Source organism: Cupriavidus basilensis (assembly GCF_000876015.1).
GTDB classification, from domain to species: Bacteria; Pseudomonadota; Gammaproteobacteria; order Burkholderiales; family Burkholderiaceae; genus Cupriavidus; species Cupriavidus basilensis_B.
This window is the reverse complement of the sequence record NZ_BBQM01000010.1, coordinates 25,012-39,672: the sequence shown is the minus strand read 5'-3', so window position 1 is coordinate 39,672 and position 14,661 is coordinate 25,012. Positions and strand designations below refer to the sequence as shown.

Sequence of the window (14,661 nt, the reverse complement as noted above, 5' to 3'; positions counted from 1 at the left end):
GCCGGTACGGCGCGTGAGTGGAGAACATGGCGAAAACGCGCCCGCCGGGCTCAGCGCGCGCGGGCATCCGAGGCGGCGCCGGCCGGCGCTGTGGCGTTGTCGGTAGTGGTGTCCTGGCTGGCATCGGTCTGGCTCCTTGCGCCCGCGGCGCGGCGGGAAGTGCCGCTGAACAGGTTGCCCCAGCTGTCGAAGCGGCGGTTGAACAGCACGGACAGCCCGTTGATCGAGCCGCCCTTGGCAATCAGCGACCAGCGCCGCGAGAAGGCCCAGGTCAGCTTGACCACGTTGGAGGCGCTGGTCAGGCTCTGCTCGTAGCCGACCGAGATCTTCTCGGTCACGGCCTTGCCCACGCTCACCACCTGCTGGTCGTTCAGGCCCGCGGTGCTGGGGCCGATCGAGAATTCGTCGATGCCGAGCTGCTGCACCACGCCCTTGCCCGCGCGCCCGCCCAGCATGCCCAGCGCCGCGCCGCCCAGCGCGCCGGCGCTGAGCTGCCGCTGCTGGCCGCTGGTATTGCTCTCGGCGCCGTAGCCGAACATCAGCCACGACAGCTTGTCCTCGTCCGGCACGTTGGGCTCGGACACCAGCCGCACGCGCGGCAGGCGCACCGTGCCGGTCACTTCCACGCCGGCCGCCACTTCCTGGTTGCGGCGCATGGCGCGGATGTTCAGGTTGGGATTGTCCACCGGCCCGTTGAAATTGACGATGCCGCGCTCGATGTCCAGCTTGCGCCCGAACGCCTCGTAGGTGCCGTCGGTCACGCGGATGGTGCCGGTGGCGCGCAGCGGCGTGAGCGGCGCGCTGCGCACGCCGAGCTGGCCGCCGAGCCGCAGGTCGGCGCCGGCGCCGCGGAAGCGGAAGTTGTCGCCGAGATCCAGCGTGAGGTCGATCAGCGGGCTGAAGCGGCCGGCCGGCTTGGTTTCCGGCACCGGCGTGGCGGCGGTCTTCAGCTCGCGCTGGTCGCGCCGGCGCACCACCACCACGTCGTCGCCGAGCACCGGGGCGCCGGCCTTGGGCAGGTCGAACAGCCCGCGGTCCACGCGGAACTTGCCGCGGATCACGATCTGGCGGTTCTCGTTGAGGATGCTGGCGTCGCCGGAAACGATCAGGGTACGCTCCGGGCTGGCGAAGATCTGCAGCTTGTCGGCCACGATCCGGCCGGTCAGGTTGGGGTCGGTGTCGCCCAGCTTGATGTTGCCGGTGGCGACGATCTTGCCGTCGCCGCCGTAGAACTCCACCTGCCGGAGCTCGATCGTGTCCTGGTCCAGCGCCACGCGCACCACGCCGCCAGTCAGGCGGATGCCTTCGTCGTACAGCGTCAGCGCGATGTCCTCGCCGTCGATGTTGCCGGTCAGCAGCGGCTTGCCCACCGTGCCCGCCAGTTGCAGCACGGCCGCCAGCCGGCCCTCGAACGCATATTGCGGGCCGCTCAGCGCCTCGAGCGTCTTGAGCCGGGGGATGTCCGCCGTCACCTTGCCCGCCAGCGCCGAGGCCGGCGTCACCGTCATCAGGCCCTGTTCCTGCAGCAGCCCGGCCGAGGCGTCCACCGTCACCCGGCCCAGCCGCGAAGCCTCGATGCCGCCGCGCAGGTTGACGCGGTTGCCGGCCAGGTCGGCGCGCAGCGCGCTCTCGCCCAAACCCAGCGTGGTGAAGCCGCGCCCCGCGTTGACCGAGAGGTCGCCGCTGCGCCGGCGCAGCTCGGCGAAGCCGGCCGCGCTCTCGGCCAGCGTGACGTTCCAGCGCCCGTCCAGCACCAGGTCGGAGCGCAGCGGCGGCGCCTCGCCGGTGAACGCCTCGGCGAGGCGCAGCAGGTTCGCCACCTCCAGGCCGTCGAGCTTGCCCTGCGTGCGGATGCGCCCGTGGTCGAACTCGAAGCCGTCCACGTCGACGCGGGCGTGCTCGAACTGCAGGCCGGCCGCGCCCAGCTTCACGCGCTGGTCCGCCACCTGCAGCGACGCCGGCGCCAGCAGGCGCACGTTGGCGGTGCCGCGCTCCTCGAGCATGCGGATGGTGCCGCTCCAGCCCGTCGCGCCCTGCCACGCGCCCTGCCCGGCCAGGGCCAGGTCGAGCGGCTTGCCGTGCATCGCGCCGGCCGCCTTGAGGTCGAACACGTGGCTGGCCTGGGTGCCGCTGATGGAGGCGTCGAGCGTGCGCAGCGCGGCGAACGGGCCGCGGTAGTCGCGCACGTTGAGCTGCAGCGCCAGCGTGCCGTCCAGGCCGCCGCGCAGATCGGCCTTGCCGCTGGCGCTGGCCACCTTGTGCGGGCCCACCGCCAGCGCCTGCGCGCTGTAGCTGCCGGCCACCTCGGGCCGGGCCAGCGTGCCGGTGATGTCGGCGTCGAGCTTGAGCAGGCCGGCCACGCCGAACTTGAGCCGCTCGAGCTGGGGCGCGTCCACGTGCAGCCTGAGGCGGTCGCCGCGCGCGCCGAAGCTGCCGTCGAGGCGGGCCTGGTTGCCGGCCATGTCGAGCGTGGCCTGGCTCGGCAGCAAGCGCTCGCCGGCCAGCCGCAGCTTGCCCTCGCCGCGCATCGGCAGGCCCGCGTAGACGCTGTCGCCCACCGTGAAATCGAGCGCCACGCGCCGCTCGGGCGCGAGCGTGCCGCTGGCGGCGAACTCCGCGTTGATGTTGCCGGGCGCCACCGCGGCCAGCCGCGCGGGGTCGAAGTTGGCCAGCTTGCCCTTGAAGCTGAAGGGCTGCGCGTCCTTGAGCGAGAGCGTGCCCTCGGCGCTGAGCGTGCCGCGGCCGATGCCGGCGCGCAGCGCGGTCAGCGTCACCGCGTCGGCGTCGAGGCGCGCGTCGGCGAACAGCTTGAGCTCGCCGCCGGACAGGTCCACCGCCAGGCTCTGGCGGCCCGGCTCCAGCCGCACGATCACCGGCCCGGACAGGCGCACGCGGTTCAGGCTGCCGTGCAGCGCCTTGGGGTCCAGCTCGCGCACGTCGAGGTCGAAGCCGCCGCGGCCGTCGCGCAGCGCGCCGCTGCCGCGGATCTCGCCGCCGCCCGGCAGCGCCACGCGCAGGTCGCGCACCACCTGCGAGGCCTCGCTCACCTCGATGCGCGCCTGCGCGGACGCCACCGGCAGGCGCTGCGCGTCGATCGGGCCGGCCTCGTGGTTGACCACGCGCACCTCGCCGGCCACGCGCAGCGGCGCCGGCGCGGAAGCCCCGGCGGCCGACGCCCCCGCGGCGGCCGGGGCCGGGGCCGGGGCCGGGGCCGGGGCCGGAGCCGATGCCGGGGCCGATGCCGCGGCCCCGTCGACCGGCCGCAGCTCGGCATGCACGGACAGGTTGGCGCGCGGCGCCGACGGGCTGAACAGTTGCGGGTTGATCTGCTCGGCGTCGATGCCCACGTGGGTGAACGGCACCTTGCCGAACGGCGTCAGGTCCGCCGCGGCGCGGCCGCGCAGGCGGTCGCCGCTGGCCTCGGCCTGCGCGTGCAGCGCGGCCAGCGTGCCGCTCACGCCGGCGCTGATGCTGAACGATTCCTTCTGCCAGTTGCCTTCGAGCAGCGCCCCGCCGTTGAGCGCGAACGGCGCCTGGCCGGCGAGCTGCGCGTTGGCGGCCAGCTTGCCGTAGGGCGTGAGCAGCTGGTCGATGCTGACGCGGTGGCGCAGCCCGTCCGAATGGAGCGAGCCCGCCAGCCCGGAGAACACCAGCTCGTCGGGCGTGGCCGGCGGCCCCTGCAGCAGCGCCAGGCGCTCCAGCGCGAGCGAGTCCACGTCCACCGCGAGCGGCAGCTCGAGCGACGCCGGCAGCGTGGCCGGCGCACTGCCGGGCGCGGCCGGCGCGGCGGGCGGCAGGCGCAGCGTGACCTTGCCGATGCGCAGCCAGTTCACGTGCAGCCGCGCCGGCGACCAGCCCAGCGCCCAGTCGCCCTCGGCGCGGTCCACCGTGACGCGGGTCTGGCCGCTGGCGAAGACCACGTCGCGCAGGCGCAGCCCGTGCGCCACCGTGCCGCCTTCCAGCGTGCCCGACAGGGCGCCGGCGGAAAGCCGCGTCGCCAGCGACCACAAATGGCGCGTGCCGGCTTCCGTGCGCAGCGCCAGCACCACCGCCAGCACCGTGGCCACCAGCGCCAGCAGCACGAGCGCGGCCAGCCAGGCCAGCCAGCGTCCCAGGCGACGGCGGCCCGGCCGCGGCGGCGGCGGCGCGCCGTCGCCGGCCGGCACCGGGGGCATGTCGGGAATGCTCATGCGGCGGGTCCTCCGCGGGCGGGCGCGCGCAGCGTCATCAGAATGCGACTCCCAGCGAGATATGCGGGCGGAACTGCTTCTCCTGGATGCCGTAGCCCACGTCGAGCTGCACCGGCCCGACCGGGCTGCGCCAGCGCGCGCCGATGCCCACGCCGTTGTAGAGCCGCACGCCGGTCAGGTTGTCGGTGGCGGTGCCGGTATCCCAGAAGACCGCCACGCCCCAGTCGTACAGGAACCAGTATTGGTATTCCAGGCTGGCCGTGCCCAGGTACTTGGCGGGCAGCACGCTGGCGCCGCTGCGCGTGCCGATGGACTGGTAGCCGTAGCCGCGGATCGAATCGGTGCCGCCGGCGCGAAAGCGCAGCGAAGCCGGCACGCCGGTCACGTCGCCGCGGGTGATGTCGGCGCCCAGCTCCAGCCGGGCCACCACGAGATCGCGCTTGCCCACCGGGATGTACTGGCGGATGCGGCCATAGAGGCGGAAGAAAGTCTCGTCGCTGAGCACGTGCTTGGCCGCCACCCCGAGCTGCGTGTTGATGACGTTGCCGCGCCGGGGGAAGACCGGGTTGTCGACGTCGCGCCGGGTCCAGGCAAAGGCCGGCACCAGCGCGCGGCTGAGCTGCGCTTCCTCGCCGTAGGGCTGCAGGCTGTCGTAGTAGTAGTCCAGCGACAGCGTGGTGTCGTACTTCTCGCGCGAGCGCGAGCGCTTGAGGCCCGTGCGCAGGCTGGTCAGGTCGGTGCTTTCCAGGTCGATGGTGCGCTCGTAGCTGCCATAGACGCTGTTGCGGTAGGTCCGGGTGTCGGGCGGCATGGCCACCTCGGCGAAGGCGTACTGGCGCTTCTGCTCGATGCGGGCCTGCGAGTCAAACACCCAGGCGCGGTTGAACAGGTTGTAGTACGAATAGCGCCCCTCCACCTGGGCCCCGGTGTCGGTGGTGTAGCCCACGCCGGAGGTGAGCCGGTTGGTCGGGTACTCGCGCACGCGCACGTGGACCGGCGCGGTCACGCGCTCGGCGTTCTGGTCCAGCGGCGGGTCGGCCGGCGCGCCGGACGGCTGGTCGTCGGCGCCCTGGTCGCCGGTGCTCCGGGCATCGGTGCTCCGGGCGTCGCCCTGCGGGCCCAGGTCGATCTCCACGTTGGAGAAGTACGGCTGGTTCTGGATCGCGCGCTGGAACTCGAGCAGCCGCTCCACGCGGTAGGGCTCGCCCTGCGACAACGGGTTGACGTTGCGGATGATCTGCTCGGGATAGCGGCGCAGCCCGCTGATCCGCAGCGGCCCGAGGCTGTAGGCCGGCCCGCTGGCGTAACGCGCGTTCAGGTCGGCGGCGCGCTCGTCGGGGTCGACGCGCGCCTGCGAGCCGGCCAGCCGCGCGCCGTAATAGGTATGGCTCTGCAATTCGGCCAGCGCGTCATCCTTGGCCTTGTCCCAGTCCGCCTGGCGGAACGGCTCGCCCGCCGGCAGGCCCCACTTGGCGCGCAGCTCGGCCACCTGCGCCGGCGACTGGGTGGCGGCCGGGCCGGTCACGTCGACGTCCACGTTGCGGATCAGCGTGCGCGCGCCGGGCTCCACGGTGAGGTACACGGTGCGCTGGTCGCCGCTGCCTTCCACCCGCGTGGTGGTGGCCGGGTCGAAATAGCCTTCGGTGGAGGTGAACTGGCGCACCTGCTCGCCCACGGTCTCGACCATGTAGTTGAACTGGTCCGGCGAGATGTCGTCGCGCGTGCGGTAGCGCGACAGGTCGAGGTGCTCCTCGAGCATGTCCTTGATCGCCTTGGGCGCGTCCACCTCGACCTTGTAGGTGGCCGCGGCCGGCGGCGCGCACAGCGCCAGGACGGCCCAGACAACCCAGCCGGCCGGCGTGGCCGCCGGCGGCAGTCGCCGCGAGCGGCGCCGGACGGACGCATTCCCCGGCGGCGGGCCGGAGGGCGCGGCAGGCGGCAGGCGCTCGTTCCCTGGATCCATCCTCATCGATCGGTGCACTTCATGCGAAGTCGACATTTGACCACACCGCGCGCCCAGCCTGCCGATGCGGGCGAAAAAGAGCGCCCGCCGGCGGCTCGGGCCGGGCCGCCCCGGGCGGGTCCGCGGGCAGACCCGCGCGCAAACCCCTGCCGGCGCCTGCCGATACGGTAAAATCCCGGCTGCCCCTTCAATTTCACCAATTTCCCCGTCATGGCTGCCTACGAATCGGACATCACCCAGTTCCTGAAGTCGCTCAAGGAAGAGCGCCCGTCGCTCGAGACGGAACAGCGCCAGGGCCGCGCCCTGCTGTGGGACAAGGCGCCGATCAACCTCGAGGAACGCGATCGCGCCATCGCCTCGCGCGTGGCGCAGAAGCCCTACGTCTACGCGCTGGACTGAGGCAGCCGCCGCGCCGCCCCCGCCCCCGATGAACCAGAGCGAGCAGGACAAGCTGTCGCTGGCGATCGAGCTGCCGAGCGTCGCGCCCGGCCAGGACTCCACGCCCGCGGCGGTGGACGGCATGGCCTTCGCGCGCCTGTACGGCGAGCCGCTGTTCAAGCTGCCGCAGGATCTCTACATCCCGCCGGACGCGCTCGAGGTCTTCCTGGAAGCGTTCGAAGGCCCGCTCGACCTGCTGCTGTACCTGATCCGCAAGCAGAACTTCAACGTCCTCGACATCCCGATGGCGCAAGTGACGCGCCAGTACCTCGCGTATATCGAGCAGATCCGCAAGAGCAACCTGGAACTGGCCGCCGAGTACCTGCTGATGGCGGCCATGCTCATCGAGATCAAGTCGCGCATGCTGCTGCCGGTCAGGAAGACCGACAGCGACGAGGAAGCCGAGGACCCGCGCGCCGAACTGGTGCGCCGCCTGCTGGAATACGAGCAGATGAAGCTCGCCGCGATGCGCATCGACCAGGTGCCGCAGCTCGGCCGCGACTTCCTGCACTCGCAGGTGTACATCGAGCAGAGCCTGGCGCCGCGCTTCCCCGACGTGGAGCTGACGGACCTGCAGGCCGCCTGGGCCGACGTGCTCAAGCGCGCCCGGCTCAACCAGCACCACAAGATCTCGCGCGAGGAATTGTCGGTGCGCGAGCACATGAGCAACATCCTGCGCCGCCTGCAGCATGCGCGCTTCATGGAGTTCACCCAGCTCTTCGACGAAGCGGTGCGCTCCGGCAAGGGCGTGCCGGTGGTGGTGGTCAACTTCATCGCCATGCTCGAGCTGTCGCGCGAGTCGCTGGTCGAGATCACCCAGGCCGAGCCCTTCGCGCCGATTTATGTGCGATTGGCGTACATTCCCAACTAGTCCGCATTCCCCGGCGCCGTCCGAACGGCGCGACTTGCTCTACAATCCGCCGACAGCCGGCGCCGACAAGAGCGCCAGCCCGGTTCCCCACCCGCCGCCATCCGCGCGGGACCACGCCGGGCATACTCCTACCACGACCAGCACACCAACTTCATGAAAGTCATTTCCTCCATTCACGAGTTGCGGGACCAGTTGCGCGGGCAGAACCGGGTGGCCTTCGTGCCGACGATGGGCAACCTGCACGAAGGGCACCTGTCGCTGATGCGCCTGGCGCGCCAGCACGGCGACCCGGTGGTCGCCTCGATCTTCGTCAACCGGCTCCAGTTCGGGCCCAACGAAGACTTCGACAAGTACCCGCGCACGCTGCAGGATGACATCGAGAAGCTGCAGAAGGAAGGCGTCTACGTCCTGTTCGCGCCGACCGAGCGCGACATGTACCCCGAGCCGCAGGAATACCGCGTCGAGCCGCCGCACGACCTCGGCGACATCCTCGAAGGCGAGTTCCGCCCCGGCTTCTTCAAGGGCGTGTGCACCGTGGTGATGAAGCTGTTCTCGTGCGCGCAGCCGCGCGTGGCCGTGTTCGGCAAGAAGGACTACCAGCAGCTCATGATCGTGCGCCGCATGGCCAACCAGTTCGCGCTGCCGATCGACATCGTGCCGGCCGAGACCGTGCGCGCCGAGGACGGCCTCGCGCTGTCCTCGCGCAACCGCTACCTGACCCCCGGCGAGCGCGCCGAGGCGCCCGTGCTCTACCAGACCCTGCACCAGGTGCGCGACACCGTGCTGGCCGCCAACAGCGCCAGCGCGGACCTGGCCGCGATCGAGGCCGGCGCCGTGTCCGCGCTGGCCGCGCGCGGCTGGAAGCCGGACTACGTCGCGGTGCGCAAGCGCGCCGATCTGCAGCCGCCCAGCCGCGAGGAGTTCGTCGCCGGCGAGCCGCTGGTGGTGCTGACCGCCGCCAAGCTCGGCGCCACCCGCCTGATCGACAATCTCGAGATCTGAGCCGCGGGCGAAGGCCGGCATGAAAAAGCGGCGTCCGCGAACGCCGAAGGCCGGCCGGTCGCGGCGGCGCCCTGGGTGTCAGGCCGGCTCGCCGCCATCCTCGTCGTCTTCGAGCACCTCGCGCACGGCGTCCTCGATGATGCCGAAATACGCCTCCGGCACTTTGTTCGCATACCGCTTTCGTTTCTTGTTGGAGAGGGTTCCGCCCGCGTCCAGGCAGATGACGACCAAGGTGCTGAGGTCGCTTCCGATCATGTCCACCTGATCATTCACCCGGCGCAGCACCTTGTCGTACCGCTGGAGGAAAACGGTCTCCTGGCGCAGTTCCACATCCAGCGCCAGCGCGGCCATCCTGAAACCGAACTCCACGCACGGGGTGGCATCCCAGAAGCGGAAGATGGCGTCATCGGCCTTGAAGTCGAACGCGTATTCGCCTTCACTGATCCAGCTGACTTTCACCCGCTCCCTGGCCGGGCGCGAATACGATTGCAGCGCAGCCAGGTACTCGTCCTCGTGGTGCTTCATCGCCACCGACACCGGCAGAAGCAGGCCTTTGGCCAGCTTGCCCGAGCTGCACAGGGCCTTGTGAAACATGAAGCGGGACAAGCGGCCATTGCCATCCCAGAACGGGTGGATGAATACGAACCCGAATGAGGCGATGCCTGCCGCGACGATCGGGTCGATCTGGCCCGGCGCATCATTGGCGAATGCCATCCACTCGGCCATGAGCGGCTCGACGAGCTCGGGCCGCGGCGGCACGTAGGTAACGCCGCTGGCGCCACGGCCAGGGCCGCGCAGCCAGTTCTGCCCGGTCCTGAACTGGTCGGCCTGCAGATGGGGATTGCTCACCGTCGACGACTGGAGCTCGCAGAGGTAGTCCTCGCTGAGCCGGCGACCGTCGTGAGCCTGGTGGAGCAACTGCACGAAGAGCTCGGCTTTGTCCTCGCTGGGCGTTTCGCGCTCAATGGCGTAGGAGTCCTCGGTCTCATGAAGGTACGCCCACGCCAGCGCGCGGTCGCGCATTTCGGGCCCCAGGCCGTCCAGGAATTCGGCGGTACGCTCCAGGATCCGGCTTTGGATGCCAGCCATGATCGCCGGCGTGCGTTCCACCGTGGCGCAGTAGGCGAGCGTGCCCAGGCCGTTGAAATTGACCCGCCATCGTGGGTCGCGCCGCGCCAGCCCCGTCACGTAGCGGGCCGGGTCGAACACGTCAACGTAGGCGGCCGTGGTTTCCGGATGCCCTGCCAGCCGTTGCCCCGTGAAATGCTCCCAGAGGTAGGCTGCCACTCGCACGTACTGGCCATTCGGCGTTTCGCAGACCGCCCGCAGCACGCGCTGCGCGGGAATCAGCGGCAGTGCCTGTGCGAGCACCTGGAGATTCACGCCTTCGTGTTTGAGCGCGAACAGGAGGTGTTCAAGCCTGTCTTCGGTCCGGGGCGCAACCGAAGCCGGCACCGCGATGAAACCGTGCTCGACGAGCACGCGCGTGACCGGCCGGATCTCCGCCTGGCGCTTGAGAGGAAAAGCAGATAGCCTGTCCGCGCGGCGCAAGAACTCGTATCCCACCACGGCCATGTTTTTCCTCACTGGACAATGATTTTTCTCAGAATCACAGTGTAGGACAGGCTTTTGTTCAGTAGTGCACCGAACAACACGCCGTCGGGGAGGGCCCATGTGCATCGCACACATGGATTTTATTCAGCGAGACCGGATTTTATTCAGGAACGCCAAAATTCCCTGGATTTCTTTGTCGGCATCCCGCCTCAGGCGCCCCTGACCCCGCCGACCTGCGCCCGCGCCATCGTGCGCGCGACATGCCTGCGGTGGCCGCGCCGCCGCTTCCACCAGATCAGGAAGCCGGTCAGGCCGAACGCCAGCGGCGCCAGGCCGAACACCGAGATGAAGATCCGCCCGGGCAGCCCGAACGCCTCGCCGGTGTGCAGCGGGTACATCCAGTTGAGGAAGGTGTCGCCGGCGGGCGCCTTGAGCGGATCGCGCACCGCCACGCGCTGGCCGGTATGGGCGTCGAGCCAGAGCCGGGTGGCGCCGGTGTCGCGGCGCACCTCGCCGGGCTGGCGCAGGCGCACTTCGAACGGATCGCCGGGCTTGCGCGGGAAGCTCACGCGGGTGACTTCGGCCGCCGGGTACAGGCCGCGCGCGGCGGCGACCGCCTGCGTGATGTCCAGCAGCGGCGTGCCGGCCGGCGCCGGCGCCGAGACCGGCTTGCCCGGCGGCGTCACCGTCATCACGCTGGCCACGATCGGCGTCACCCACTTGGGCAGGTTCAGGTACCAGCCGGAGAACGCCATCGTGGCCAGCACCGGCGCGGCGAAGATGCCGGCGGTGCGGTGCAGCGAGTAGTTGAAGCGCGACCACGAGCCGCCGTGGCTGATGCGGAACGCGCGCAGCAGCGCGCGCGGCCGGGGCTTGGGCAGCCACAGCAGCACGCCGGCCACGACCAGCACCAGCACCAGCATGCCGGTCACGCCGAGGATGGTGCGCCCGGTCTCGCCAGACAGCAGGTAGTGGTGCAACTGGAACAGCGTGGGCATCAGCAGCGGGCGCGACAGGCCCGGCTGGCCCCAGATGCGCTCGCCCTTCACCGCCAGCGTGACCGGGTCGACCATGACCTGGCGCGAGCGGCCCTCGCCGCCCGGCCCCTTGAGCGGATACCAGGCGACGAAGACCTCGCGCGGCGAGGACGGCAGCATCAGCATGCGCGGCCGGCCATAGCGCGGGTCGGCTTCGAGGCGTCCGGCGACGGCCTTGATGGTGGCCGGCGCCAGCGGCATCGGCACGTCCGCCGTGGCGGTCAGCAGTTCGGGATTGATCAGCGCGTCGAGCTCGTCGCGCCAGGCGATGGTGGTGCCGGTCAGCCCCAGCATGATGAACAGCAGCCCCAGCGACAGGCCGATGTACAGGTGGGTCTTGACGATGACGACGCGCAGGCGGCCGGTGACCATGAGGACGGGAATCCGTGTGTGGGGTGGGTAAGGCGCACAGCATGCGGCGACAGCAGGCAAGAGTACCTGGCAGGCCGCCGGCAACAATGAGAATGCGAAGGATTCGCGATTCTATCAGGACGGCCGCGCGGCTGTGCATTGGCTGTGTAGCGGCCATATGTCAGCGGTGTCAGCAATGCCGGCGGTGCCGGCGGACGCGCGAGTTGGCGCAGAATGTCGGTCCGGGGCCGGCGCGGCCCCAGGAACCGCCGGTCCCCTGGACCGGACCGGCCAAACCATGACCGACATGAACAGGACCATCGAACTGACCCCGGCCGGCCCGCACGACGCGGCGCTGGTCGCCTCGCTCCACGCGCGCAGCTGGCAGCACGCCTACCGCGGCATCCTGCCGGACGGCTACCTGGAGCACGAAGCCCCGGCGCAGCGCCTGCGCACCTGGCACGCGCGGCTGGTGGAAGGCGCCGAGGCGCCGCTGGAGGTCACGCTGGCGCGCGTGGACGGCGAGCCGGCGGGCTTTTCCTGCCTGCAGCCGCAGGCCGAGCCGGCCTTCGGCATCTACCTGGACAACCTGCATGTGATGCCGCAATGGCACGGCACCGGCGTGGGCAAGCGCCTGCTGGCCGCCTGCGCGCGCCGCGTCGCCGCCGGCTGGCCCGGGCAGCCGCTATTTCTCTATGTGCTGGACGCCAACGCGCAGGCGCGCGAGTTCTACCGGCGGCTGGGCGGCGCCGAGAGCGAGCCGTTCGAGGACCCGTTCCCGGGCGCCGGCCTCATCGTGACCGTGCGCCGTGTCAGCTGGGGCGACGTGGGCGCCCTGCTCGCGCGGCTGGGCGGCTAGGCCGCCGAGGCATCGTTGGCCGCATCGGGCGCGGCCTCGGGCAGCGCCGACGCGCCCGGCGCCCGCGGCGCGCCGGCCCCGGTGGCCCCGTTGGCCCTGGCGGCGGCGGGATCGAGCCAGCCGATGATCGGCTGCCACTGCTCCCAGTCGCGCGCCACGCGCGACGGCGCCACGTCCCACAGCGTCAGGCCGTGCGCGGCCAGTTGCACGTAGTTCTGCGTGTCGCGCAGGAAACCGAGCACCGGCAGCCCGAGCCCCGCCACGAAGCGCTGCAGCTGCTCGGCCGCGCGCGTGCGCAGGTCCACCCGCATGCCGATCACGCCCACCGCCACGTCGCCGTGGCGCACGCGCTTGTCGTCGGCCAGGCGCGCGAGGAAGTCCTGGGTGGCGAGGATGTCGAACATGGATGGCTGCAGCGGCACCACCACGCGGTGGGCCAGCTTCATCACCTCGTTGAAGCGCCAGCCGTGCAGGCCGGCCGGCGTGTCCAGCACCACGTGCGTGGTGCCCTTGGGCGGCCGGGCGATGTGGTCGGAGCTGATTTCCCAGGTACGGATCGCGGGCGCCGTGGGCGGGCGCAGGCCCAGCCACGCGCGCGAGGACTGCTGGCGGTCGGTGTCGCCCAGCATCACCGCGTGGCCGGCGCGGGCAAAATAGCCGGCCAGGTTGGTGGCCAGCGTGGTCTTGCCTACGCCGCCCTTGGGATTGGCGATCACGACTACGGGCATTTCCGGGCTCTCCGCAAGCGATTTCCAGGGCGGCCGCCATCGGGCGCCGCATCGGCTCCTGCCGCCCGCGACGCCGATGCCGCCGGCCCTGGCGGCGCGGGCCCGCGTGCGAGTTTAGCAGTTGGCGGCGGCTTCGTGACAGCCGCCGGCGGGCGTTTGCAGCGGGGCAAACAGCGCGGCCAGGTCCAGATGGGCGGCCAGCGTGTCGGCCAGCCGCGCCAGCGAGGCCTCGCGCAGCGCCGCCAGGTCCACGCCCTCGGCCCGCGCCAGCCCGGCCCAGCGCAGCAGCGCGGCGCACGCGGCGGGCTGGTCGAACAGGCCGTGCACGTAGGACGCCAGCACCTGCCCGTCCTCCGACAGCGCGCCGTCCGGGCGCGCGCCGTCGAGCCACAGCGCCGGCCGCGCCAGCGCCGGGCCGGTGGTCACGCCCATGTGGATCTCGTAGCCCTGCACCGCCGCGTCCCCGCCCTCCAGCGCCAGGCGCCCGGCCACCACGCGCAATTGCTTGTGCGGCGCCAGCTCGGTGGCGTAGTCGAGCAGGCCGAAGCCGTCGCTGCCGCCGGCCGGGCCTTCGTGGCCGGCCGGGTCTTCCACGCGCCGGCCCAGCATCTGCATGCCGCCGCAGATGCCGATCACCTTGCCGCCGTAGCGCAGGTGCCGCCGCAGCGCCGCTTCCCAGCCGTTGGCGCGCAGGAAGGCGAGGTCGGCGCGCACGCTCTTGCTGCCGGGCAGCACGATCAGGTCCGCCGGCGGAACCGGCATGCCGGGGCCGACGAAGCGCAGGTCCACCTGCGGATGGGCGCGCAGCGCGTCGAAATCGGTGTGGTTGGAAATGCGCGGCAGCACCGGCACGATCACGCGCAGCAGCTCGCCGTGCTTGGCCGCCTGCGCGCCGATGATGGCGTCCTCGGCATCCAGGTGCAGGCCGTGCAGGTAAGGCAGCACGCCCAGCACCGGCTTGCCGGTGCGCGCCTCGAGCCAGTCCAGGCCCGGCTCGAGCAGCGCGATGTCGCCGCGAAAGCGGTTGATGACGAAACCCTTCACGCGCGCGCGCTCCGAGTCCGACAGGCAGTCGAGCGTGCCCACCAGGTGCGCAAACACGCCGCCGCGGTCGATGTCGGCCACCAGCACCACCGGGCAGTCGACCGCCTCGGCAAAACCCATGTTGGCGATGTCGCGCTCGCGCAGGTTGATCTCGGCCGGGCTGCCGGCGCCTTCCACCAGCACCACCTCGTAGGCATCCGACAGGCGCCGGTGCGACGCCAGCACCGCCTGCATCGCCACCGGCTTGTAGGCGTGGTAGTCGCGCGCGCTCAGGTCCATGCGCGCCTGGCCGTGGATGATGACCTGCGCGCCGGTATCGCTGCTGGGCTTGAGCAGCACCGGATTCATGTCGGTGTGCGGCGCCAGCCCGGCGGCCTGCGCCTGCAGCGCCTGGGCGCGGCCGATCTCGCCGCCGTCGGCGGTGACGGCGCTGTTGAGCGCCATGTTCTGCGGCTTGAACGGCGCCACGCGCACGCCGGCGCGCGCCAGCAGGCGGCACAGGCCCGCCACCAGCGTGCTCTTGCCCGCGTCGGAGGTCGTGCCCTGCACCATCAAGGTACCGCGCAAGCCACCCGGCAGCGCGCCGGGACCGGCTTCGGAGAGAGGATTTTGCATCGCGGGATT

General features: G+C 71.4%; 10 protein-coding genes. 4 read left to right on the top strand and 6 right to left on the bottom strand.

The genetic code is table 11. From position 1 onward, the window contains the following. Positions 1–50: 50 nt before the first annotated feature. On the bottom strand, positions 51–4,190 hold the full coding sequence (locus tag KF708C_RS05965) for a translocation/assembly module TamB domain-containing protein (protein ID WP_059411092.1): 4,140 nt from the start codon (positions 4,188–4,190) through the stop codon (positions 51–53). Between the two features lie 37 nt (positions 4,191–4,227). Further along, entirely contained in the window at positions 4,228–6,153 is a 1,926-nt protein-coding gene (locus tag KF708C_RS05960) for an autotransporter assembly complex protein TamA (protein ID WP_082079447.1), read from the bottom strand. A 210-nt stretch (positions 6,154–6,363) separates the two neighbouring features. Between KF708C_RS05960 and KF708C_RS05955 the strand changes: the two genes are divergently transcribed. The 3 genes from KF708C_RS05955 (at position 6,364) to panC (ending at position 8,464) form a co-directional block, all read left to right on the top strand. Then, on the top strand, positions 6,364–6,552 hold the full coding sequence (locus KF708C_RS05955; RefSeq protein ID WP_059411089.1) for a DUF3460 family protein: 189 nt from the start codon (positions 6,364–6,366) through the stop codon (positions 6,550–6,552). A gap of 28 nt (positions 6,553–6,580) precedes the next feature. Further along, positions 6,581–7,462, top strand: coding sequence for a segregation and condensation protein A (locus KF708C_RS05950; RefSeq protein ID WP_020204334.1), 882 nt, complete (start codon positions 6,581–6,583; stop codon positions 7,460–7,462). Positions 7,463–7,615: 153 nt separating this feature from the next. Beyond that, a complete protein-coding gene (gene panC / locus KF708C_RS05945) occupies positions 7,616–8,464 on the top strand; it encodes a pantoate--beta-alanine ligase (RefSeq protein ID WP_029043881.1) in 849 nt (282 codons plus the stop codon). Positions 8,465–8,542: 78 nt separating this feature from the next. Here the strand turns inward: panC and KF708C_RS05940 are convergent, their stop codons facing one another. Continuing rightward, the gene (locus KF708C_RS05940; RefSeq protein WP_059411088.1) at positions 8,543–10,039 is read right to left on the bottom strand and encodes a Fic family protein; all 1,497 of its coding nucleotides are present in this window, start codon (positions 10,037–10,039) and stop codon (positions 8,543–8,545) included. 188 nt (positions 10,040–10,227) lie between these two features. Next, complete coding sequence (locus KF708C_RS05935; protein WP_059411086.1) at positions 10,228–11,427, bottom strand: PepSY-associated TM helix domain-containing protein; 1,200 nt, start codon at positions 11,425–11,427, stop codon at positions 10,228–10,230. A 277-nt stretch (positions 11,428–11,704) separates the two neighbouring features. On the opposite strand from KF708C_RS05935, the gene KF708C_RS05930 reads away from it, so the two are divergent. Further along, a complete protein-coding gene (locus KF708C_RS05930; RefSeq protein ID WP_059411084.1) occupies positions 11,705–12,265 on the top strand; it encodes a GNAT family N-acetyltransferase in 561 nt (186 codons plus the stop codon). On the opposite strand, the gene KF708C_RS05925 is transcribed toward KF708C_RS05930, so the two are convergent. Together KF708C_RS05925 and KF708C_RS05920 are read right to left on the bottom strand one after the other, a co-directional pair. After that, positions 12,262–12,993: a ParA family protein gene (locus tag KF708C_RS05925; protein WP_059411082.1), complete on the bottom strand. Its 732-nt coding sequence runs from the start codon at positions 12,991–12,993 to the stop codon at positions 12,262–12,264. The two genes, KF708C_RS05930 and KF708C_RS05925, sit on opposite strands and share 4 nt — an antisense overlap. A 114-nt stretch (positions 12,994–13,107) precedes the next feature. After that, positions 13,108–14,652 (bottom strand): cobyric acid synthase, encoded by a 1,545-nt coding sequence (locus tag KF708C_RS05920; protein ID WP_082079446.1) that lies wholly within the window; start codon positions 14,650–14,652, stop codon positions 13,108–13,110. Positions 14,653–14,661 lie beyond the last annotated feature (9 nt).